Raw genomic sequence first — 21761 nt, 5'->3', positions numbered from 1 at the left:
ATACACTGAATCGACAGAATCTGATTTCCAGCACTGCTTCGGGAATCTTAGGTTAGGAGCGATTTGTGGTTGAAGACATTAATTATTGCGGAAAAACCCGATATGGGGCGAAACATAGCTGCCGCAATAGAACCAAAAGCCAAAAATATGAGGTCTCATCTTGAAGGTGAGCAGTATATCATCACATGGGCAATCGGACATTTGATTGAGTTGGCTGAACCTGATCAGTATGATGACAAATATAAAAAATGGAATATCAATCATCTTCCGATTATTCCTTCCGAGTTCAAATTGATTCCTAACCCGCGTACTTATGATCAACTTAAAGTGATCGCTGAGTTAGCGAAGAAATGTAATCAGTTGGTCAATGCCTGCGATGCAGGGCGAGAAGGACAGCACATTTTCTCTCTTATTCAACGTCATTTGGGGCTGAATCAGCCTGTTAAGCGGCTGTGGATTTCCGATCTTACCTCGGAAACCATTCGGAATGGCTTTGCCACTTTAAAGGATGGCGCGGAATACGAGAATTTGACGCGTGCCGCGCGCTCTCGCAGCGAAGCCGATTGGTTGATCGGTATGAATGGTTCACGCGCGTTTACGACCAAGCATAATGTGTTGCTGTCCGTGGGACGCGTTCAAACGCCGGTTCTTGCACTTATTTATGATCGGCAAAAGCAAATTGAGGCGTTCTCTTCTCTTAAATTTTATGAGCTGGAGGGTCACTTTGCCCAGGAGGAAACGGCTTATCGTGGTATGTGGCAAGGTGATCGCTTCACGGATGGCGAGAAAGCGCAGGCACTAGCTGCGAAAGTGAAAGGGAAGCCAGCCCGTATACAATCCTATGAAGTAAAAGAAACGAAAGAATTCCCATTCAAATTGTATGATTTGACCTTGCTGCAACGTGAAGCGAACGGGAAGTATGCCTTCTCCGCCAAGAAAACCTTGGATACAGCGCAAGCCTTATATGAGAAGCATAAAGTTATTTCTTACCCAAGAACGAATTCCAACTATGTCACGGAGCAAAATATTCCAGACATGCATAAGGCGTTAAATGCGTTACAAGGAACGGCTTATCACGAACTCGTGCAAGGCGCTAATCGCAATCTGGTTCATATTAATAACAAATTTATTTGTAATCCAACCAAGGTAGAGGATCACCATGCTATTTTACCTACGAATAAGAAGGCATCCGGACTAAGCCCAGACGAGCAGAAATTATACGATCTCATCGTCAGACGATTCCTATCTCAATTTTACCCGCCTGCAGCCTACAAGGTTCATACCGTCATGACAGAAGTGGAGCAAGAGCTTTTCAAAACGACGGTGAAAGAACTATTGTCGTTAGGCTGGAAGGTAATTTATGCCGATCAGAAGAAGGAAAAAGCGAAGGCGACGAAAGGGAAAGAGAAGGAAGAGGAAGAAGACGAAGAGGTCGAAGTCAACGAGCCATTCTCGATAAATGCCAACGGTGAAGTCACTTGTACAGATGCGATTGTGAAGGAAAAGGACACGCAGCCGCCTAAACATTTTAACGAAGGTACTTTACTGAAGGCGATGGAGAGTGCGGGGAAACAGATTGAAGATGAAGAGCTTCGCGATGCGATGAAAGACTCCGGTCTGGGCACTCCGGCAACACGTGCAGCAACCATCGAACGATTGAAGAAGGTTGGCTACATCGACATGCAAGGGAAGAAAATCATTCTAACCCAGAAGGGCCGAATGGTTGTTGAATTGATTCGCGGAGCGGGCATCGAGCTGCTGACATCCCCTGAGATGACCGGGCAATGGGAGCGCAGATTGAATGAGATATCCCGTGGTACGGCGTCGGATGAGCAGTTTATGCATAACGTGAAAAGGTTCGCGACACTGATCGTCGATAAGGTACGCAAGCAAGCTAGAGCTTCGAAAACGGATTTCGAAGGAGAGAATGCTCCGGAGGCGACTGGTAAACGAGGCGCAGCTTCAACGAAGTCGTCTTCTCGTGGGGAAGGGGCGGCAAAAGCTCCGGCCAAGAAGAAAGCGCCAGCTGCGAAATCGACAGGCGACGGATCGAGTACGTTCATCGCCACTTGTCCGCGACCAGGCTGTGGAGGCTCTCTCTTTATGGGACGCAAAGGCTATGGATGCTCGCATTATAAGGAAGGCTGCGGCTTCGTGATCTGGAAGGAAAGCTTCGGACGAAGCTTAACGGATACACAGGTGCAAGCGCTCGTCCAAAAAGGCAAAACGACAAAACTGAAGCTAGTCCTGGCTGATGGCACAGAGACGGACGGGAAGATCGTGCTGAAGGATGTCGCCACAGGTGCGTTAGGCACGGAATAAGCGGATAGGGGAACTGCGAAGTGAGTGCGTTATCGAATGATTGGTTGACGGTTTTGGCAGAGGAGTTTCAAGCTGCCTACTATAAGGAATTACAGCAGTTTCTGGAGGAAGAGTATGCTCAGCACACGATTTATCCGCCAGAGGCTGAGGTGTTTAGTGCGTTGGAGTGGACTTCCTTTGCGGAGACCAAGGTAATTATTCTTGGACAAGATCCTTATCATGGCAGCGGGCAAGCGCATGGTCTTAGTTTTTCTGTGAAACCCGGGACGGTGATCCCGCCTTCGCTTCGAAATATGTATAAAGAATTAGCGTCAGATCTGGAATGCCCCATACCGGATCATGGTTATTTAAAGGCGTGGGCAGAACAAGGCGTTCTTATGTTAAATACAGTTTTAACTGTCCGTGAGGCGCTGCCTAATTCCCACAAGGGTAAGGGGTGGGAACGGTTCACCGATCAGATCATTCGAGCGTTAAGTGCGCGTGAGGAGCCAGTCATTTTCCTATTATGGGGAAGCCATGCACAGGCTAAGACGGCTTTGATCGACGCAACGAGACATGTGGTCATAACGTCTGCCCATCCAAGCCCGCTATCAGCGTATCGCGGATTCTTCGGCAGCAAGCCTTTTTCCAAAGTGAATACTGCCTTGAAACGACTTGAAATGACAGAAATCGACTGGAAAATCCCTAATAATGAGTATAATAAAGACCATGAATGACAAAATTCATGGTTTTTTTCATTGTATAGACCCAAACCAATGTTCAGAAACGAATACTATGTTTAAGTTCTGTAAATTATGAGAGGTCTGTCTACAAAATGGGCTGTACATGTGTAATCGGCAAGCGTAACTCGCAATTCTTACCCGTTTCATAGGAGCGGTTTCCGAGAACTTCGCGTAATGCGTCATAATCTGCTTCCGTACCTCGTTGCAAAACTTGAATGGCTGCTTGCAGCACTACGATAGCGTCGTTCATTGCCATGTCCAATAGCTCCCATACACTATAGGTGTAGGTCTCATGAAGATCTGTTGGACAGTTCCAAGTCGTCTTAGCATCATTAAAATAATCGAGCGGAGCTGGGTTCTTCGTAAATACCAAAGGCGATATTTGACCGAATGTCAGTATACGCTTGATACCGCTTGGATCATGAAATAATCGTTGTGCACGAATCATATCATAATAAGCCTCATTCCAATCGGATTCGCCCATCTGAGAGGCAATTTCAGGGTAATGAATTGCAGATGCAGCGGATAATGCAGGAACAACGCCAAGTGGGAACGTTTCACCTACATATATTTCTTTCCAGACCGGAGTTTTCCAAGTTAGAATATCCCGCTCATGCTTAGCGTAGATGGTATCCATGATGATTTCAAAGCGCTGGTGGTCCCATTTCTTGAAGCCTGACTTATAGAATACATATGGATGTAAATTACGATCTAAAACATGGTGTGTTAAAAATCCGAGAACGTAAAGAACGGCAGGATTGTATAGGCCTCTACCTTGCACTTGTTGAATAAGATCGAGTAAAAAGGGACCGCAGGATTCCTTATGCATAAGACTTCCGAGTTCATTTAATTTCTTGTCTCTTTTCCAAGGTAGGAAGTTGTGGTAGAAAAGAAAATCGGGTCCCTGGCAGCCTAGAGAAAAAATATGCCGCTGTTGTTTATCGTTCAGAACCGATGTATGACCCAATTGGTTCATAACTTTTTGACCGAAAATTAAATGTGTCCAAATATTTGGCAAGGGAGCAACCTCCTATAACATGAGATGCAGATTAACAACCCTTATATTCTAACATAAGGATGAAACGTAAGGGCATATTTCGTGAACAATTTCATTGCAAAGGGGTCTAAAGGCAGGATTAGTAAGGGGTTTGTCGAATCTATCAAACGGTGATGGGCATCATCAAAGCATGTACCATGGGGGAATATATATGAATATGCGATCGGAAATGGAGCCTTCGTTCGATGCGATTTTTGAATTCACAACAATGGGAATGGCTCTGATTTCGCGTGAAGGTCAGTGGTTGAGAGTGAACCGCAGCCTGTGCGATATTCTTGGATATTCGGAGACGGAGCTTCTTGCAACGAATATACAGACATTCTTTGAACCCGATCAACAGGGTCGCATAGATTACAGTATGGAGAAATTACAGCGTGGGGAGTTCCCTGCGTATCAAGTGAGTGTCCGCGTGAAACAAAAGGATTTAACATTACTATGTGTGGACTGGCGGATGTCTGTCTTAAGAGATTCAGACAACGGTCCTGAAGCATTCATTGTACAAGTTAAGGATTCCTCGCAACAATCGGATATGGAACGAAAGCTGGCTGAAAGCGAACAACGTTATAAATCGTTGATTGAACATAATCCTGCAGGTATTCTTACCTGTGACATATATGGGCGCATTCAAGGTGTCAATCCAGCTATGGAGCGGATTCTAGGCTACACCAAAGATGAACTGATGTCCCAATTTATCCATCATTTGTTTCAACAAAATAACACAAACATTGTAACGGCAGAAGGTATCCTTTTGCAAAATGATAATTATATGTTGAAGTTTCAACAAGTGAATGGGGATAGAATTGAGTTAGGTGTGAAAAATGTACCCATTATTGTCAATGGTAAATTGGATGGCGTGTATTTAATTGCAAAGGATATCACACAATTCAACCGTGACCGAGAATCACTGCGAATCGCACAACAAGATCTGCATGACACGGTGAGAAGACAACAGGGAATGACGTTGAAGTTCAGGAAAATAAATGGGAATTACATCCATACGTTATGTGATGGAGAGCTTCTCTATCGTTTAGGCTATAAGCCATCTCACATCTTGGGAAACACGTTATATGATATTTGGCCAACAATGTTGGCTACATCCATTGAGGCTTATTACCATCGTGCATGGAACGGCGAAGAAAATGTGATATTTGAGGCGACCTTCCGGGGAATTACGTATCTCACTTCCTTGCGACCTATCATGGAGAATGAGCGCATGATTGAAGTCATAGGCTCGTGTGTGGATATAACGGAACGTAAACGGATGGAGATAGAACTCCGAGAGACGAAAGAGCTGTTCGAGTCTGTTATTAATAACACTTCTGACGCGATTTGTGTGCTGGATTTGAATGCGAGAGTTATTTCTGTCAATGCGGCGCATGAACATATTTTTGGCTGGAGTCAAGAGGAGTTAAGGAATCGCACTTTACCAATTTATCCTGCTTATTTAGAAAATGAGCGCAAAGAAATGTATGACCAACTTCGATTAGGGAAGCAGATATCAGGGAAAGAGTCGGTTCGTCTTCGCAAAGACGGTCAACTGATTCATGTGAGCGTTACGAAAACGCCGATCAAGAACGAAAAAGGTGAGATTTTCGGATTCGCTGGAATTACTCGAGATATCACTGAACGTAAACAAACAGAAGAATTTCTTCGGAAATCAGACAAGCTTTCCGTTGCTGGCCAGCTCGCGGCAGGACTCGCGCATGAAATTCGTAATCCGCTTACCTCGCTCCGCGGCTTCTTACAATTGCTTCAGCATGATTTGAAAGGCAAAAAGCATTATTTTGATATTATGTTATCTGAATTGGATCGCATCAATTTCATTGTAAGTGAATTCCTTGTTATCGCAAAGCCGGAAGCCATTACCTATAAGAAAAGCAATCTAGGAACTATTTTACAATCCGTCATTGCGTTGCTGGAAACGCAAGCAGTCCTATGCAACGTACAGCTGTTGTTGGAATTCCAATCAGACATTCCTGAGATTATATGTTCGGAGATGCATTTGAAGCAGCTATTCATTAATTTGATCAAAAATGCAATGGAGGCCATCCCAAAAGATGGACAAATCAAAATGATTGTTTCGTTACATGGGGAAGATCTGATCAGAGTTCGGACACAAGATAATGGATGCGGGATACCAGAGGAACGAATGAAACAGCTAGGAGAGCCCTTCTATACGACGAAGGAAAAGGGGACTGGCTTAGGGTTAATGATGTGCTTCAAGATTGTGGAAGCACACAAGGGAACTATGGATATACAGAGCCAAGTGGGGTATGGGACAACGATTGATGTCTATTTGCCTACGGTTACGAATGAGCATAATCATGTGGTGACTTGAGCCTAACAATCATTGATGCAGAAAACCGCCGACGGTAGGATCCGGGTACGGCGGTTTTCGCATGTTTAATAAGCAATACTAAATTCCGATGTTTCTCTTGAATACCAAGTGGAAACAGTGGTGTTATTTTCATTGTAAACTTGCACATGATCAGGCGTGTATTTGACGATAATCCCTGTAGTTACTGGGTAATAAACGCCTAGCTGATCGAGTGACCATACATAAACAGGCGTTTTCGTTAGGGCAGCAGTAAATAATTCTGAATCCGTATCTAGTAGCTTGGTTCCGTAAATCATCGATACACCTCTGTCTTATGGATAGGATTGTAAGTCACTTATTAATAGGGACAGTATGGCAAATGAAATCATCACACTGTGAATTTAATTTTTTTGAAGCGTTTCGATTTTATTCTAAGACCAACCTTCAGAGCTCAAAATTCATCTGGCTTCACATGCCCGTTATTTAGAGGATTTCCTAAAATAGGTAGAATATAAGCAGTCGATGCCAGAAATTCTGCATAGCCAGGTACTCGGTCTCGTTCTACAGCAGCTGGAGAGGGATTATGAACACAATCCGGAAGAGCGTGAACAGTTTGAAAAGGGCTGCGACCTGATGATTTATATGCCGTCATTGAGCGAATTACCCGTGAAGAAGAGGAAGAACGGTAAAGGAAAAAAAAGAGGGTTCCCTCCCGTTTGAATTCCTTGTATAATAGGTAAGCTTTGCTGAATTGACAGTAGGTAAATTATGATTGGGTAGAAGGAGAAAGGGGTCAATGGCAGTGATTGTGGTTGGGGGAATGATCGGTCTTGGTAAGACATCTGTATCCACTTTGCTTGGACAAGAACTAAATTCGAATGTATTTTATGAGAGTGTCGATGATAATCCGATATTGCCGCTTTTTTACACAGCATCACCGGAAGAAATCGAAAAACATCGTTATCCTTTTCTCCTGCAATTGCATTTTTTAAATACGAGATTTAAGGCCATTAAACAGGCATTAGTACATAATCGCAATGTACTGGATAGAAGTATTTATGAGGATTGGTACTTTGCCAAGGTGAATCGCGAACTTGGGCGTATTTCACAACTGGAATTCGATGTATACGAAGGTTTGGCAGATAACATGATGTCAGAGTTGGCAGAACTTCCGAAGAAAGCGCCAGATCTGATGGTTTATTTGAAAGCTTCCTTCGAAACGGTTATGCATCGTATCGGACTTCGCGGCCGCAGCTTTGAACAGGATCAATCGTTGGTTGATTATTATCGTCAACTTTGGTCAGGTTATGATGACTGGGTCATGAATCATTATCATGCATCTGAAGTTCTTATCGTTGAAATGGATCGCGTCGATGTCGTGAATCGCAAGGCAGATGCTGTTCAACTAGTTGAAGAAGTTCGAGCAAAGTTATCTGAATTGGCAATAGTCTAAGTGCATTAAGCGAAATTTGTCGAAATGTCGAAAGACCCCCTCAAATCTGAGGGGGTCTTTCGAATATTATAGTAGCAAAGCCAATTAAACGTTGTAATCCAAGAAAGCGAAGGTGATGAAATTGTTGTTTATCGTATGTTACAAAGGCAAGCCTATGAGTGCACCACTGCCGAAATTAGCAGCAACGGAAAAAATGTTGAAGCTTAGTCGATCATTTGCCAATTTGGAGCTCGTTGAAGTGCAGCAACAACAATGGCAGACAGCTTCGAATATCTAGGATTACACACATTTCATTAACGATAATCACAACTCCTTAATCGCATAGATTAATGGGGTTTTTTGTGTTGTACAATCTATGATAGAGTGAGAGTATACAATTTTTAAATTGAGTGGAAGGTGTTCGAACCATGTTATTAGAAGTTATTGCGACTTCGCTGCAAGATGCCCTGCGAGCTGAAGCGGGCGGCGCAGATCGGATTGAACTCGTTGCGGATTTGCAGCAAGGCGGTTTAACACCTGAGATAGAACTTATGAAGCAGATAACTTCCGCTGTGTCTATCCCTGTACATGTCATGATTCGGCCGCATGCCCGCTCGTTTCATATGTCTGAGGATGACATAGCATCCATGCTTGACTCGATCCAACGCGCCGAGCAAGCAGGTGCCAGCGCTTTAGTATTCGGCGTACTAACGCCGGAATCGAAAATTGATCGCCATAATCTTGAATTGCTTTTGGCGGCTACCTCCTTGCCTGTTACTTTTCATCGTGCCTTTGATGAAATTAAGAAACAAGAAGAAGCATTGCAATTGCTGCTGTCTTATAAACAAATTCATTCCGTTCTCACATCCGGAGGGGCCACAAGCGCGCTCCAAGCTGTCGAACGGATTCGCCTGCTAATAGACGTGACTACTGGAAGCCACTTGAACATCTTGCCAGGCGGTGGACTTACGCTTGAAAGTCTTTCTTCATTCGTTCTAGCTAGTGGCGTGCGAAGTGTTCACCTAGGTACAGCTGTAAGAGAAAATAGCAGTGTGAAGGGTTCAGTTGAGGAAAATAAGGTACAGAAGGCGAGAAAATTGTTAGATGGGATCGACCATTCTAATCCTACGGGAGGACTCACATGAAGATTCTAATCCTTGGCGGTACCAAATTTCTAGGAAGAGCACTGACGGAAGCGGCGCTTGCGAAAGGACACGAAGTGACGTTGTTCCACCGCGGTCTTCATGATGCGGATGCCTTTCCACAAGCTCGGAACATTCTAGGAGATCGGAATACCGATTTAGCAAAACTGAGTGACGGTGTGTGGGATGCGGTAATTGATACGAGTGGTTATCAGACCGAATCAGTAGCAGCCTCCACCGAAATATTGAAACATCATGCGAAGCACTATACGTTTATTTCCACCGTTTCTGCTTATGCGAATTTAAAGCAGGTTCAATTGGATGAATCCGCAGCTGTGTTGCGCGTAGAGGATGCTGCAGATCCAGGGCAGCGTTATGGGGCGTTAAAAGCGGAATGTGAACAGGTTGTCCAAGGGGCTTTTCCTAAAGATGCACTCATTATTCGGCCAGGTCTCATCGTTGGGCCACATGACGCATCAGATCGATTCACATATTGGCCAGCTCGCATACAGAGAGGCGGTAATGTCTTGGTACCGCTGCCGAAAGAACGGAAGCTTCAGTTCATAGATGTGCGTGACCTTGCCGTATGGACATTGGAGTTGATTGAACAAGGAGTAACAGGTACTTTTCACGCCAGTGGAAATGAGTACACGATGGAAGAGGTCGTGGAGGCTTGTAGGACTAATGACAACGAGTCGACGATTTCATGGGTGACGGAAGAGTTCCTGGTCGAACAAGAAGTGGGCCCGTGGATGGAGTTGCCGCTCTGGCTGCCTAGCGACAGCTTGATCGGTATGCTGCAGCTTAATAACTCGAAAGCATTCCAATCGGGCTTAAAAACAAGGCCTCTTGCAGAAACAGCTAGAGATACACTAGCTTGGGACCAAAGTCGTGACCCAGAGGCGGCTAGACTTGCAGGATTGAAGCCAGAGCGCGAAGAGCAATTGCTGCGGGACTGGGAGGCTGTCAAAGGCGCACCAAACTGAAAGTTGTCCAAACACAGATAGTGTGGCCGAAAATAATTTGAGTTTTGTCCAAGAGGCGGGCGAATAGCTGCTGGTTTCTGAATATAATGGAAGAGTAAACTCTGAGAAGATGAGGTGCTGTCCATGTACGATTCCACAGATATTCAAAGTAACAAGGGAATGGCTATTCTTGCGTACATTTTGTTTTTCATCCCGTTAATCGCGGCGAAGGAATCCAAGTATGCAGGGTACCATGCCAATCAAGGACTTACTTTGTTTTTGGCATGGGTCATTGTGAACGTCGTGCTAGGCATAATCCCGTTCATTGGTTGGCTTCTTCAGCCGATTGCTAACTTGGCTTTGGTGATTTTGGCTGTTCTGGGCATTGTCGCGGCAGCGCAAGGTCAAGTCAAACCTCTTCCCATTATCGGCAGCTATACACTTCTTAAGTAGTTCCTACATAATAGCAAGGGCTGACTATCTGTAGATATTCTACGGATGGTCAGCCCTTTTTCGTATACTAAGCTTCTGTGGAGCTTGCGATTTCAGCGATTCGTTGGTTCACATTATCAGAGTAGAGACCACCGTGGTAGCAAAGTACATTGGCGATGTCGAATTGCGCATATTTTTTTAGAGACTGAAGAGCCAAGGAATAATCAGAGCAATAGGCAGGTATCGGGCCTTGAAGAACGCCATCGACCACAACCATGGAATCCGCGGCAAGCAACGTTTTGCTCTTTTTATGATAAAGACTTAGATGACCTGGTGTATGCCCAGGGGTAATAATAACAACAATCCCGCCACATCTGTCGATCTCTTGTCCATCTTCCAAAATGGTGTTAACCTGTGCCTTCGGTGGGTTCTCAAGGTTACGTCGAAATGCATCACGATTCTCTGGTGTTGTGTCCGTGGGTAAATTGGCCAAAGCACGTTCAATGGATGCTGGGGTCACTTTAATTAACATTTTATCACCTTGTATATAAGGCTTCTCCAGTTCAGAAGCGAATACTTCTATGGGATGAGTGGAGGCTTGGAGAAGTGAGGGCAGGCCCCCGATATGATCAATATCCTGATGCGTAATGATAATAGAGTCCAAAGTGGATGGAGCAACACCTAAGTTTTCCATCGATTTATGTAGGAGTGGAACTGTGCCTGGGTAGCCGGTGTCGACGAGAATAGCTCCTTGCTCATCAACGAATAAAGCTGGGTGTATGACATTGACTCGGCCCATGACGGGAACTGACAATTCAAGTGAATAAAGTCCTTCTGAAATTTGCATGCAAAACCCTCCGATTTGGAATGATAAGTGTGAACAGGAATAGAAATATCATATCCATCGGATTCGATTGTGTCAAATAAATATTTTATTATATCACAAAATACAGTTAATGTCAACATTAAGTTTAGTCCTGTTATTTCCAGATGGAATTTTGTCCAAATTTTGATCATCGTGTGAATAAAATATGAACAAAATCAGATTTTTGTGTTATACTATTTATAAAGCACTTACATTTAAGTCAGGAGTTGTGATGACAATGTCAAATAGAGCCGTATCCGTTAATCCCGTTGAGCGTGTTGAACGAGATGTAATGCCATTAGTGAAATTGATGACTTTTGCCGCGTGGGCGTTGCTTGCTATAGGTTTAGTACTTAGCTTGTTTAGTTTAGAAAGCTTCAGTGATCGCAATACAACATTAATGGTGGGAATTGGGTTCATGGTGGGTAGTGTCCACATTTATGTAATTCGTACAGCTATTCATTTGGTTCATTCTCGCAATGTTGCCAAAGGTGAATGAGAACGAGGGTTCGGTGGAATACTAGGCAAGCCTTTCAAGTCTAATACTTGGAAGGCTTTTTGCTGTTCATATTTTTCCAGCGGAGTCAACAAACGTTCTGTGACATTTGTTTTACATTACTACGTCGAACCGTTGACGTATTTGTTAAGTTGACTTTGCGATGGTGAACTTTGATGAACAAGATGATATGTTGATAACAGATAGGATTTGTTGATTGGGAGGTTAAGTGGATGAAGAAGAGAAAGCTTGTACAAGCAGGGATGCTCTTCATGATGGTCGCCATCATCGTAGTACTTTCTGGCTGCAGCCAAGCTATGGTGTTGGATCCTAAAGGACCCGTAGGTGCTGAGCAAAGAGATTTAATTGTGATTGCAACCATATTATGCGGGGTAATCCTCGTTCCAGTTCTTGCTCTAACAGCTTGGATTGTATGGCGATATCGCGATAGCAAAAGTAATAAAGCCTCGTATAAACCCAATTGGTCTCACAGCACTTCACTCGAAATCGTATGGTGGGCTGTGCCGATTATCATTATTGTCACGTTGGCTGTTGTTACTCTGAAGTATACGTATGCTTTAGAGCCTTCAAAGCCATTGAAGTCGGATAAAGCACCTATAACCATTCAAGTGACATCACTCGACTGGAAGTGGCTGTTTACCTATCCAGAGCAAGGGATTGCCACTGTGAATTATTTACAAATTCCCGAAGATACACCGATCAAGTTTGAACTCACATCAGACGCGCCAATGAATTCCTTCTGGATTCCACAGCTGGGAGGGCAAATTTATACAATGTCAGGAATGGCGATGACGCTCTATTTGCAAGCGGATGAGATCGGACATTACTTCGGTACGGGAGCGAATTTCAGTGGGGAGCATTTCGCGGATATGACCTTTGATGTAAATGCAACCTCGCAAGAAGACTTTGAATCGTTTATAGCGAAGACGAAGAAAGTGCCTACGAAATTAACCAAAGAAGGTTACGATGAATTAGCAATGCCGGGTAAATCTGGTGTGAGATATTTCTCATCGATTCCGGATGGGCTTTTCGAACAAATCGTAAACAAATATACGAATGGTCAGTCCGTACACAATGGACACGGGGCTGGTCATGAGACGAAGGATACGAAGGACACCAAGAAAGAAAGTTCCATGGACCATACGCAAATGGATCATAGTCAGATGAATATGTCGAAGTAGTTGGATATAGATCAAAGTTTCATGAAAGGGAGATCTGCTCATGCTGGATAAAATAAAAGATTTTGCATCCGAGTTTTTCGTAACGGGCGATCCAATGATTCTGGGAGCTCAGGTTAGTATCGGGCTCTCGTTAGTAGCCATGGTATTCGTACTCACCTTTTTCCGAAAATGGGGTTGGCTTTGGCGTGAATGGTTGACAAGTGTCGATCATAAGCGAATCGGGATCATGTATATTATCTGTTCGTTATTGATGTTATTCCGCGGAGGGGTAGACGCGCTTCTGATGAGGCTGCAGCTAGCAGTTCCGGATAGCCAGTTCCTACAGCCAGATCACTATAATCAGATTTTCACAACGCATGGCGTTATTATGATTTTGTTTATGGCGATGCCGCTCATGTTTGGCTTATTTAACATTGTCGTTCCTTTGCAGATCGGAGCACGCGATGTCGCATACCCATTCTTGAACTCACTTAGTTTCTGGATGTTCTTCTGGGGTGCCATGCTGTTCAACGTTTCCTTCGTAATTGGGGGGTCACCTGACGCAGGTTGGTTAAGCTATCCACCATTATCCGAGATGTCGCATAGCCCAGGTGTGGGGGAGAACTTCTATATTTGGGGCATTCAAATTTCAGGTATCGGGAGTTTAGCAACAGGGATTAACTTCATTGTGACCATCTTGAAGATGCGTACACCAGGTATGAAACTGATGAAAATGCCGATGTTCACGTGGTCCGTATTTTCAAGCTGTATTATGATTATCTTTGCATTTCCGATCTTGACGGTTACACTAGCGTTACTATTCCTAGACCGCTTCTTAGGTGCGCACTTCTTCACATTGGACGGCGGCGGGAATCCAATGATGTATATCAACTTAATTTGGATGTGGGGACACCCTGAGGTTTACATTGTGGTGATTCCAGCCTTCGGAATTTTCTCCGAAATCGTATCCACCTTCTCCAAGAAAAAGCTTTTCGGCTATAAATCGATGGTATTTGCGATGCTGATCATTAGCTTATTGTCCTTCTTTACCTGGGCGCATCATTTCTTCACGATGGGTTCCGGCGCGGATGTGAATGCTTTCTTCGCGATAAGTACGATGCTAATTGCGATTCCAACGGGGGCAAAAGTATTTAACTGGCTCTTCACGATGTTCCGGGGGAAAATTCGATTTACGACACCGATGCTATGGACGATTGCCTTTATTCCATGTTTTGTTGTCGGGGGTATGACCGGTGTCTTACTATCCGTGGCACCTGCAGATTTTCAGTTCCACAATAGTTACTTCCTAATTGCGCATTTCCATCAAGTATTAATTGGTGGTGTAGCGTTCGGATATTTCGCAGGACTCTACTACTGGTGGCCGAAGATGTTCGGATTTAAGCTTAATGAGCATCTGGGCAAATGGGCGTTTTGGGTGTGGAACATCGGTTTCTATGTTTGTTTCATGCCGCAATACTTCCTTGGTTTAGACGGAATGACACGTCGGACCTATACGTATAGCTGGGATATGGGCTGGGGCCCGCTTAACATGGTTTCGACCGTCGGCGGTTTCTTAATGGGTCTCGGGTTCATTTTCCAAGTGTGGCAAATTGCTCACTCCATTAAGTTCAGAGAACAGGATGTTACCGGCGATCCGTGGGATGCACGTACACTTGAATGGTCAATTGCTTCACCAGCGCCACTCTACAACTTTGCTGTACTGCCTAAAGCAGATGTCGCTGATGCTTGGTGGGAAGCGAAGCAAGGGACAGTTACCAAACAAGTGAAGCCAACCACCTATGAGCCTATTCATATGCCTAAGAACTCAGCAATTCCGTTTATTTTTTCGGCTTTATGGTTCTTTGCGGGCTTCGGATTCGTCTGGGATTGGATGTGGCTTGCAATTCCATCCATGATTGGTGTTGCCATCTGTATGATTGCTCGTTCCTTCAGCTATGATACGGATTACTATATTCCAGCGGATGAAGTGAAGAAGACGGAAGACGCTTGGAAAGGAGTGAAGGTGTAATGGCACACACAGCTGCACATGCTGGTCATGACCATGAACACGATCATGAGCATGATCACGAATCTCTCAAAACGTTCGGGTTTTGGATATTTCTAATCACCGACTGTATTTTATTCGGCTCGTTATTTGCGACGTATATGGTCCTTCACCAAAATACGAATGGAGGACCAACACCGGAAGAGTTATTCAAAATGCCGGGAATCATTGCGGAAACCTTCATCTTGCTTACGAGCAGTTTTACAAGCGGTTTAGCCGTACTTGGCATGCATAAAGGTAATATGAAGCAATTGATCGGTTGGTTGATTGTGACCGTGTTATTAGGAGCTTCCTTTGTTGGTCTAGAGCTCGCGGAATTCATTAACATGGTTAACCATGAAGGAGCAACCATCAGCACGAGTGCTTTTCTATCTGCTTTCTTCACCTTAGTTGGAACACACGGTTTGCACGTATCCGTTGGTCTAATTTGGATGATTGGTTTGATTCTTCAATTGAAGCGCCGCGGGATCACAGCAGTTACGAAACGTAAAGTAGCGGTAATTTCCTTGTATTGGCATTTTCTGGACGTCGTTTGGATCTTCGTATTTACGGTCGTCTATCTCATGGGGGTGATGTAAGTGAGCCAACCACATACAGAATCTCATAACAATCATGAGTCTCATGGATCATTGAAATCGTATATCATCGGTTTTGCGTTATCGATCCTCTTGACCATCATTCCACTTGTTGTTGTAATGAACCATATGCTTGGGAAAACGGGCACATTGGTTTTAATTCTACTAATGGCAGTTTTGCAATTTGGTGTGCAGTTGTTCTTCTTCATGCATGTCAAAGAAGGCGAGAATGCACGGTGGAATGTTATGGCGCTTATCTTTGGTCTTGTAATTCTAGTGACCATCGTAGCAGGTTCGATATGGATTATGACGTATAATACAGTAGCGCATTAAGTAGTTAATAGCATGAATTATAGGACGTTCTCAGCCATCTCTATTGGGGCTGAGGGCGTTCTTTTTGATTTGTTGGCGTATGTTGAGTATACAGTGGGAAAAAGGGTTGTCTTTCCAATTGACGCATGATACATTATGTATCAGAGATACTTATTGTATCAGTCATCAAGTGAGACAAGCTAAATTTATGAACGGAGAGGAGCCAAATGATCCGACGAAACCAACGATTCCGTAATCAACTCGATGAACACCTCGTTCATTTGCACAAGAATTTGTTCATTAGTCATGCTGATCCGCTTTATCATGAGAAGGTTATTCGTTATTTGGATGCGAATTCGCCGGAGTCACATTTCAATCTGGGGCAGAAATTTCGTGAGAAAGGGAATTGGAAGAGAGCAAGATTTCATTATAAAGAAGTGCTCAAAACCTATCCCTCGCCTTTCTATTCTGCTGCGAATCGTGCGATTCACCTCCTTGATGAGCAGCAAGCATCTCACCTTGCGAATCTAGAGCAGACTTTGCCCGAGAAGCCAAAGCCCTTATTACCGCCATTTATGAAAATGCTGTTGCTTGTACTTCTGATTCTTAATGTCATATTAGTCTCATTTTTTGCAGGCAATCAGGCAATCTCTCGGACGATTAGCAAAATGAAGATTTGGGGAGCAGGTACGCAAGTGACCTACGAAACGGTGGACAAGCCTTTTATCCTCTATCTCTCGCCAGAGGCAACGCATGCTGAAATCGAGAAGAAGCTTCATGCTCAGGCCTTGGTCTTAGCGAAGGAAATACCGAATGCTACGATTATGATTTATGGCATTGTGACTGAAGATAACAGGGATAAAGGCAAAACCATGCTGCTGACCAATGAGGGTGATATGAAGCGTGCGAGTGTCATTGCAACCTATCAACCAGAGGCAGACGACACGGTTCACATCCGGTTTCTGAACGCTGAATTTGAAGAGCACCAACCGCTTAGCGCGATTGGTGCTAATTTAGTTCGAACTGCTTTGGAATCGTATCGCAAGGATACTGGACAAGCTCCTGTACAAATAGATGAACTTCTGCAGGCTTATCCCTATAATTATTTAAGCTTCATTCCAATTGAAGCGGTTTCGGGTTCGAATGTGGTCAAAGCAGGTTACGATGGGGATGGGGGATGGGTATATGACCCCACGGCAGCAGATATTGCACATATGTTTTATGCGAATGCAGCAAAAGGAGCAGGAGTTCCTTATGATCCCGTCCATCTCGAAGTGAATAAGGCGGAGTATCACTTGAAGCTCGTTAGCGGCCCCTATTTACTATGGGATAAAGAAATTGGACTCGGTTCAAATGGAAGCACGCCAGATGGCGATTTTCGGGTCGTAGACCGCGTGCAGCAGCCTAAAGGGAAGACAAGTCAAAGCTACGGTGAAGCGGGCCTAGGGCTAGGTGCAATCGCTTTACACGGCACGTACGATGAGAGCTCAATAGGAGGAAATAAATCTTTGGGTTGCATTCGATTAACGAATGAGGACATCCAGCAGGTATTTCCATTCGTACCCAAAGGCGCCGAAGTGCGTATACTATCAAACGAAGATTCGCCCAATTTACTTGGTAAAGTGAATCAAACCTCACGCCTTATTCCGCTAAGCATGCCTCACCATTCCGAATCCGCAGAAGACGTTATTTTCCATTGGTTAGGATAAAAAGCAGCTGAAGCTTACCGAGATAATGTTCTCGGAAGTCTCAACTGCTTTTTTAGGTTCTACGTATAGTTAACTACATTAAATTCTCTGGATTTAATTTTTCGAGTTCAGGAATGACGAAACGGCCATCCTTACGAATGAGCACATCGTCGAAATAAATTTCACCGCCGCCGTACTCAGGACGTTGAATCAGAACCATGTCCCAGTGAACAGAGGACCGGTTGGTGTTGTCTGCCGTTTCATAAGCTTGACCAGGCGTGAAATGGATACTGCCGTCAATTTTCTCATCAAATAAGATATCTTTCATCGGATGTTGAATGTAGGGGTTCACACCAATCGCGAATTCGCCGATAAAGCGAGCTCCGTCATCCGTATCCAGGATCTCATTCAACTTCTTGGTATCGTTACTAGTTGCCTTAATGATACGGCCATTTTCGAAGGTCAGCACAATGTTCTCAAAGGAAGTTCCGGAATAAATCGTTGGTGTATTGTAACTGATAACACCATTTACGGTATCTTTCACAGGGGCCGTGTAAACCTCGCCATCTGGAATGTTTCGAAGTCCGGAACAAGGAACTGCTCCGATCCCTTTGATCGAGAAGCTGAGATCCGTGTCTTTCGCGACCAAACGGACACGATCCGTCTTGTTCATCAGATCAACAAGCGATTCCATCGCTTTTGCCATTTTGCTGTAATCCAGGTTACAAACATTAAAGTAGAAATCTTCAAATGCTTCTGTGCTTTTACCAGCTAGCTGTGCCATAGACGGATTCGGGTAGCGCATAACGACCCATTTGGTGTTATTAATACGCTCATCGAAGATTGGACGTTGGAAGTACTTCAGGAATAGCTTCATTTGCTCATCAGGCACATCGGAGGATTCCGTAATGTTATCCCCGCTGCGAACAGCCACATAAGCATCCATTTGTTTCATGCGAGCAAGCTCAATATCAGACCAGGCGCTGAATTGTGCTTGCGTGCCTTTCATTTGCAAGCTACGCGTAATGGCAGGATCACGCAATTCGATGAATGGATTTCCGCCAGCGGCATAAACTTCCTCTATTAAGCATTTCGCAAGTTCTGGATCTTTAACACCAATCATTTCAATCAATATGTTCTCACCGGGCTGCAGGCTCACGGAATATCGAATAATGTTTCGGGCAAAAGTTTGAAGTCTCGGATCTCTCATTCTGTAGGTCTCCCTTAATAAAAAATACGTACCTCCAAATTATAACGCAACACGTTCCTGTAATCCAATCGGGATCATGGCTTCAGGGAGATGGAAGGGGTATACTACTTATAGGAGTATGAATTTCGATAAATCAACTAGATGTAAGAACAACTAGAGGAGGTAGCTATGGCACGAGATCAGATCAAAGTACCCTTCGGGTATGAACCCCCGGCTGAATCTCAGAAGGGAACAGTCTTGGTCTTCGAAACGTTCGAAGACTGGACAACACACGAGATGAGCGATTGTATCGCTTGGGCAGAAGAAAGAAAATTCGTACGTGCAATCTTTTATCCACAGCATGAGGAAACGCTTCGCAGAATGGATATTCGAACAGAAATGCCTTACTATGCCCGTGTGAAGCATTTGGAACAATTGATGGAGGATGTAGATACAACCCTGCAAATGGAATTGGACAAATGGGAAGGAAAGCGTAAGAAGTACACGCCGCTTGATACATCGTTAAGTTTTCTGACTGAGAAGTCTCCTGGACCTCACTTTATTTGTATGAGTGATCGTTATGCGAATCTCTTCGTTACCTACCCGTCCTTCAAGGAGTGGATTAAAAAAGCAAGACTCGTCATATTTACGCAGTTCCGTGTGCCCCTTCATGGCAAGCTAAATGACTATGCCGAGAGATGGGAAACGGTGGATTTCGGGAATGGCTCTTAAATTATTGCGGTCTAATTATCAATTAACGACATTAATTATGGTGATCATCGTGGCGGGAATGAGTCAAGGCATGCTCCTGCCACTTCTCACGATTCTACTCGATCGTTCCGGTGTTTCAACGGATACGAACGGCTTAAATGCCGCAGCTTTATATATTGGGATATTCGCGACGATGTTCGTCATCGAGAAGCCGGTTCGACGATATGGCTATAAGCCTGTTATTATGATCGGAATGAGCTTGATTATTATTGCTAATTGTTTATTCCCAGTGTGGCAGCAGGTTGGTTTTTGGTTCGTGCTGCGGCTTATAGTAGGAATTGGCGATAGTGCCTTACATTTTGCCACTCAACTCTGGATCGTTGCTTCCAGCCCCAAAGAAAAGCGCGGACGCAATATCTCCCTTTACGGAATGGCCTATGGGGTTGGCTTTAGTCTAGGGCCATTAGGCATCACGTTATTAAAAGCAGGCATTTGGGTGCCTTTTATGGTGACAAGCTGCTTCTTTCTTCTTATCTTATTATTACTAACTAGGCTTAAGAATGAAAAGCCTGAGCGAGCAGAGAGAGCGGAAGCCGCCCATAAACGAGCAACAACGGTCATTTCATATGCATGGTTTCCGCTTATTACCTCCTTGCTCTTTGGCTATATGGAAGCAGCAATGAATAGTAATTTCCCTCTCTATGGTCTTCGAATAGGGATTTCGGAGTCTACCATTGGACTTTTACTCCCCGTCACGGGTATCGGTGGTCTCATCATGCAGCTGCCCCTCGGGATATGGAGTGATAGGGTGGGGCGAAAGCCAATTCTGATGGGCACAGCCATCGTAGGGGCCTTGGCGTTCAGTTGCGTGCCCTTCGTTGGGACAAACCTTTGGGGTCTTGGGCTTTGTTTAGGTGTAGCAGGTGGTATGGTAGGGTCCTTTTTTTCGCTTGGACTGGCTTACGCGGCTGATATTCTACCGCGGCACTTGCTGCCAACTGCCAATATCATTGCCTCGATTCAATATAGTGTAGGAAGTATCATCGGCCCCTTAGTAGGAGGGATGGCACTTCACTATTTGAGCGTATACAGTATTTTCTACTTTCTGGGCCTTGTTTATTTGTTGTTTGGAATCTCGGGCTTCATTTTTCGAGCTCGTACGGAATGAGAAAGAGCCACTTTCCTCGTTGAGGAAGGTGGCTCTTCGTATTTTTAGATGCTAGCCAATTTCGTAATTGGCGGCTTGATCGGTCATATAGCGTTCTGTCAGAATGGTTAGCAGTGAAATCCCGATTTGATTTTCTCCGCCTTCAGGAATGATAATGTCCGCGTACTTCTTCGAAGGCTCGATAAATGCATCATGCATTGGCTTAACTGTCGTTAAATATTGGTCAAAAACGGATTGTAAGGAACGGCCTCGTTCATTAATATCACGAGATAAACGACGGAGGATGCGGACGTCTGGATCTGTATCCACAAAAACCTTAATATTCAATGCGCCGCGCAGCTCTTCATCAGTTAGAACGTGAATGCCTTCAAGCAACACAATCGGCTTAACGTCAATCCGGATCGTTTCTTGCGAGCGAGCATGCTGAGAAAAATCGTAGACAGGAATGTCGACGGGCTGCCCGCTTTTCAACATATTCAAATGCTGAAGGAGCAATGCATTTTCAAAAGCACGAGGATGATCATAATTAATGCGTTCCCGCTCTTCAAATGTCAGACCGCTATGATGAAGATAATAATTATCTTGTGAAATTAGAGTCACATTCGTGGATCCGAGTTTTGTAATAATCGATCTTGCTACTGTTGTTTTACCTGAACCGGTACCTCCGGCAATTCCAATCACGAGCATGTATGTAGTGCCTCCCCAAATAACTTGAAAACCTTCCTACGTAGTTTAACATAATGTGTACCTAAAAAGAAAAAGCGATCGAATATCGATCACTTTTGGGAGGCAAAGCAGTTATCGAACCTGCTTAGGTGTATGAAACTTTTCTTGATTCGCTTCGATATCCTGAGCGGCTTGATTCAATTGCTCGAAGGTTTGCTTGATTTGCTGTCCGAACTGATCGTTCGCAAACTCCGCTAATTGTCTTTGTGCTTGCGAAACCTGTTGGTCTGCTTGAACAAGTGCAGCTTGAGCGGATTGGATAGCGTGAGGATTAGCTTCAGTTATGGCGACTTGCAGCTTATGCTGGGCGTCTTGCGCTTGCAGAATAGCATGATCAGCGGCGTCAATGGCGTGCTGAACCGGCTGTTGATGTTGATTGGTTCCTGTCATTGGGGG

The 21761-nt window shown here is 44.4% G+C and carries 22 protein-coding genes and 1 pseudogene; 17 read left to right on the top strand and 6 right to left on the bottom strand.

The annotated features are described in order from the left end of the window. The first annotated feature begins 69 nt into the window (after window positions 1–69). Both AC58QG_RS07260 and AC58QG_RS07255 read left to right on the top strand, forming a co-directional pair. Window positions 70–2322 carry a type IA DNA topoisomerase gene (locus AC58QG_RS07260; RefSeq protein ID WP_497361420.1) on the top strand — a complete coding sequence of 751 codons (2253 nt, stop codon included), beginning with the start codon at window positions 70–72 and terminating at the stop codon, window positions 2320–2322. Window positions 2323–2342: 20 nt separating this feature from the next. Then, window positions 2343–3038 (top strand): uracil-DNA glycosylase, encoded by a 696-nt coding sequence (locus AC58QG_RS07255; protein WP_497361419.1) that lies wholly within the window; start codon window positions 2343–2345, stop codon window positions 3036–3038. A gap of 91 nt (window positions 3039–3129) precedes the next feature. Here AC58QG_RS07255 and AC58QG_RS07250 read toward each other — a convergent pair whose 3' ends face one another. Beyond that, entirely contained in the window at window positions 3130–4062 is a 933-nt protein-coding gene (locus tag AC58QG_RS07250; RefSeq protein WP_497361418.1) for a zinc dependent phospholipase C family protein, read from the bottom strand. A gap of 190 nt (window positions 4063–4252) precedes the next feature. Here AC58QG_RS07250 and AC58QG_RS07245 point away from each other — a divergent pair, with 190 nt between their 5' ends. Beyond that, window positions 4253–6439 carry a PAS domain S-box protein gene (locus AC58QG_RS07245; protein ID WP_497361417.1) on the top strand — a complete coding sequence of 729 codons (2187 nt, stop codon included), beginning with the start codon at window positions 4253–4255 and terminating at the stop codon, window positions 6437–6439. Between the two features lie 65 nt (window positions 6440–6504). On the opposite strand, the gene AC58QG_RS07240 is transcribed toward AC58QG_RS07245, so the two are convergent. Then, on the bottom strand, window positions 6505–6735 hold the full coding sequence (locus tag AC58QG_RS07240; RefSeq protein WP_497361416.1) for a hypothetical protein: 231 nt from the start codon (window positions 6733–6735) through the stop codon (window positions 6505–6507). Window positions 6736–6934: 199 nt separating this feature from the next. Between AC58QG_RS07240 and AC58QG_RS07235 the strand changes: the two are divergent. From AC58QG_RS07235 to AC58QG_RS07210, 6 genes and pseudogenes are all read left to right on the top strand, one after another. Next, window positions 6935–7138, top strand: a pseudogene (locus tag AC58QG_RS07235) (hypothetical protein); the annotation flags it as partial. A gap of 76 nt (window positions 7139–7214) precedes the next feature. Continuing rightward, window positions 7215–7871 carry a deoxynucleoside kinase gene (locus AC58QG_RS07230; RefSeq protein ID WP_497361415.1) on the top strand — a complete coding sequence of 219 codons (657 nt, stop codon included), beginning with the start codon at window positions 7215–7217 and terminating at the stop codon, window positions 7869–7871. A 115-nt stretch (window positions 7872–7986) separates the two neighbouring features. Next, entirely contained in the window at window positions 7987–8148 is a 162-nt protein-coding gene (locus AC58QG_RS07225) for a hypothetical protein (RefSeq protein WP_497266304.1), read from the top strand. A 130-nt stretch (window positions 8149–8278) separates the two neighbouring features. Beyond that, window positions 8279–8995 (top strand): copper homeostasis protein CutC, encoded by a 717-nt coding sequence (locus AC58QG_RS07220; RefSeq protein ID WP_497361414.1) that lies wholly within the window; start codon window positions 8279–8281, stop codon window positions 8993–8995. Then, window positions 8992–9978 (top strand): NAD-dependent epimerase/dehydratase family protein, encoded by a 987-nt coding sequence (locus AC58QG_RS07215; protein ID WP_497361413.1) that lies wholly within the window; start codon window positions 8992–8994, stop codon window positions 9976–9978. Before AC58QG_RS07220 ends, AC58QG_RS07215 begins: the two co-directional genes overlap by 4 nt. A gap of 123 nt (window positions 9979–10101) precedes the next feature. Beyond that, the gene (locus tag AC58QG_RS07210; protein WP_497361412.1) at window positions 10102–10410 is read left to right on the top strand and encodes a DUF4870 domain-containing protein; all 309 of its coding nucleotides are present in this window, start codon (window positions 10102–10104) and stop codon (window positions 10408–10410) included. Between the two features lie 67 nt (window positions 10411–10477). Here AC58QG_RS07210 and AC58QG_RS07205 read toward each other — a convergent pair whose 3' ends face one another. Beyond that, window positions 10478–11236, bottom strand: a complete 759-nt coding sequence (locus AC58QG_RS07205; protein WP_497361411.1) for an MBL fold metallo-hydrolase — start codon at window positions 11234–11236, stop codon at window positions 10478–10480. Between the two features lie 256 nt (window positions 11237–11492). Here AC58QG_RS07205 and AC58QG_RS07200 point away from each other — a divergent pair, with 256 nt between their 5' ends. The 6 genes from AC58QG_RS07200 (at window position 11493) to AC58QG_RS07175 (ending at window position 17592) form a co-directional block, all read left to right on the top strand. Continuing rightward, window positions 11493–11753: a hypothetical protein gene (locus AC58QG_RS07200; RefSeq protein WP_497361410.1), complete on the top strand. Its 261-nt coding sequence runs from the start codon at window positions 11493–11495 to the stop codon at window positions 11751–11753. A gap of 230 nt (window positions 11754–11983) precedes the next feature. Beyond that, on the top strand, window positions 11984–12952 hold the full coding sequence (cyoA, locus tag AC58QG_RS07195; protein ID WP_497361409.1) for a ubiquinol oxidase subunit II: 969 nt from the start codon (window positions 11984–11986) through the stop codon (window positions 12950–12952). A 40-nt stretch (window positions 12953–12992) separates the two neighbouring features. Continuing rightward, window positions 12993–14960: a cbb3-type cytochrome c oxidase subunit I gene (locus tag AC58QG_RS07190; protein WP_497361408.1), complete on the top strand. Its 1968-nt coding sequence runs from the start codon at window positions 12993–12995 to the stop codon at window positions 14958–14960. Then, window positions 14960–15574: a cytochrome o ubiquinol oxidase subunit III gene (gene cyoC / locus AC58QG_RS07185; RefSeq protein ID WP_497361407.1), complete on the top strand. Its 615-nt coding sequence runs from the start codon at window positions 14960–14962 to the stop codon at window positions 15572–15574. Before AC58QG_RS07190 ends, cyoC begins: the two co-directional genes overlap by 1 nt. Further along, complete coding sequence (gene cyoD / locus AC58QG_RS07180) at window positions 15575–15904, top strand: cytochrome o ubiquinol oxidase subunit IV (protein WP_497361406.1); 330 nt, start codon at window positions 15575–15577, stop codon at window positions 15902–15904. Between the two features lie 206 nt (window positions 15905–16110). Beyond that, complete coding sequence (locus AC58QG_RS07175) at window positions 16111–17592, top strand: L,D-transpeptidase family protein (RefSeq protein ID WP_497361405.1); 1482 nt, start codon at window positions 16111–16113, stop codon at window positions 17590–17592. A gap of 73 nt (window positions 17593–17665) precedes the next feature. Here the strand turns inward: AC58QG_RS07175 and AC58QG_RS07170 are convergent, their stop codons facing one another. After that, on the bottom strand, window positions 17666–18781 hold the full coding sequence (locus AC58QG_RS07170; protein WP_497361404.1) for an aminopeptidase: 1116 nt from the start codon (window positions 18779–18781) through the stop codon (window positions 17666–17668). A 168-nt stretch (window positions 18782–18949) separates the two neighbouring features. On the opposite strand from AC58QG_RS07170, the gene AC58QG_RS07165 reads away from it, so the two are divergent. Both AC58QG_RS07165 and AC58QG_RS07160 read left to right on the top strand, forming a co-directional pair. After that, a complete protein-coding gene (locus AC58QG_RS07165) occupies window positions 18950–19492 on the top strand; it encodes a hypothetical protein (RefSeq protein WP_497361403.1) in 543 nt (180 codons plus the stop codon). Continuing rightward, window positions 19482–20639: an MFS transporter gene (locus tag AC58QG_RS07160; RefSeq protein ID WP_497361402.1), complete on the top strand. Its 1158-nt coding sequence runs from the start codon at window positions 19482–19484 to the stop codon at window positions 20637–20639. Before AC58QG_RS07165 ends, AC58QG_RS07160 begins: the two co-directional genes overlap by 11 nt. A gap of 51 nt (window positions 20640–20690) precedes the next feature. Here the strand turns inward: AC58QG_RS07160 and udk are convergent, their stop codons facing one another. Both udk and AC58QG_RS07150 read right to left on the bottom strand, forming a co-directional pair. Next, a complete protein-coding gene (udk, locus tag AC58QG_RS07155; protein ID WP_497361401.1) occupies window positions 20691–21326 on the bottom strand; it encodes a uridine kinase in 636 nt (211 codons plus the stop codon). Between the two features lie 111 nt (window positions 21327–21437). Next, window positions 21438–21755 (bottom strand): hypothetical protein, encoded by a 318-nt coding sequence (locus AC58QG_RS07150; RefSeq protein ID WP_497361400.1) that lies wholly within the window; start codon window positions 21753–21755, stop codon window positions 21438–21440. Window positions 21756–21761: the final 6 nt, after the last annotated feature.

The sequence above is a fragment of the Paenibacillus sp. J22P169 genome, assembly GCF_059691995.1.
This window is presented reverse-complemented; position numbering and strand designations above follow the sequence as displayed.

What these genes read in the sequence shown, in the direction of transcription:
- AC58QG_RS07165 (WP_497361403.1), top strand. Translation starts at nt 18,950, where the DNA reads ATGGCACGAGATCAGATCAAAGTACCCTTCGGGTATGAACCCCCGGCT.
- AC58QG_RS07230 (WP_497361415.1), top strand. Translation starts at nt 7,215, where the DNA reads ATGGCAGTGATTGTGGTTGGGGGAATGATCGGTCTTGGTAAGACATCT.
- AC58QG_RS07240 (WP_497361416.1), bottom strand. Translation starts at nt 6,735, where the DNA reads ATGATTTACGGAACCAAGCTACTAGATACGGATTCAGAATTATTTACT.
- AC58QG_RS07190 (WP_497361408.1), top strand. Translation starts at nt 12,993, where the DNA reads ATGCTGGATAAAATAAAAGATTTTGCATCCGAGTTTTTCGTAACGGGC.
- AC58QG_RS07160 (WP_497361402.1), top strand. Translation starts at nt 19,482, where the DNA reads ATGGCTCTTAAATTATTGCGGTCTAATTATCAATTAACGACATTAATT.
- AC58QG_RS07170 (WP_497361404.1), bottom strand. Translation starts at nt 18,781, where the DNA reads ATGAGAGATCCGAGACTTCAAACTTTTGCCCGAAACATTATTCGATAT.
- udk (WP_497361401.1), bottom strand. Translation starts at nt 21,326, where the DNA reads ATGCTCGTGATTGGAATTGCCGGAGGTACCGGTTCAGGTAAAACAACA.
- AC58QG_RS07200 (WP_497361410.1), top strand. Translation starts at nt 11,493, where the DNA reads ATGTCAAATAGAGCCGTATCCGTTAATCCCGTTGAGCGTGTTGAACGA.
- AC58QG_RS07215 (WP_497361413.1), top strand. Translation starts at nt 8,992, where the DNA reads ATGAAGATTCTAATCCTTGGCGGTACCAAATTTCTAGGAAGAGCACTG.
- AC58QG_RS07220 (WP_497361414.1), top strand. Translation starts at nt 8,279, where the DNA reads ATGTTATTAGAAGTTATTGCGACTTCGCTGCAAGATGCCCTGCGAGCT.
- cyoA (WP_497361409.1), top strand. Translation starts at nt 11,984, where the DNA reads ATGAAGAAGAGAAAGCTTGTACAAGCAGGGATGCTCTTCATGATGGTC.
- AC58QG_RS07245 (WP_497361417.1), top strand. Translation starts at nt 4,253, where the DNA reads ATGAATATGCGATCGGAAATGGAGCCTTCGTTCGATGCGATTTTTGAA.
- AC58QG_RS07210 (WP_497361412.1), top strand. Translation starts at nt 10,102, where the DNA reads ATGTACGATTCCACAGATATTCAAAGTAACAAGGGAATGGCTATTCTT.
- AC58QG_RS07225 (WP_497266304.1), top strand. Translation starts at nt 7,987, where the DNA reads ATGAAATTGTTGTTTATCGTATGTTACAAAGGCAAGCCTATGAGTGCA.
- AC58QG_RS07150 (WP_497361400.1), bottom strand. Translation starts at nt 21,755, where the DNA reads ATGACAGGAACCAATCAACATCAACAGCCGGTTCAGCACGCCATTGAC.
- AC58QG_RS07175 (WP_497361405.1), top strand. Translation starts at nt 16,111, where the DNA reads ATGATCCGACGAAACCAACGATTCCGTAATCAACTCGATGAACACCTC.
- cyoC (WP_497361407.1), top strand. Translation starts at nt 14,960, where the DNA reads ATGGCACACACAGCTGCACATGCTGGTCATGACCATGAACACGATCAT.
- AC58QG_RS07205 (WP_497361411.1), bottom strand. Translation starts at nt 11,236, where the DNA reads ATGCAAATTTCAGAAGGACTTTATTCACTTGAATTGTCAGTTCCCGTC.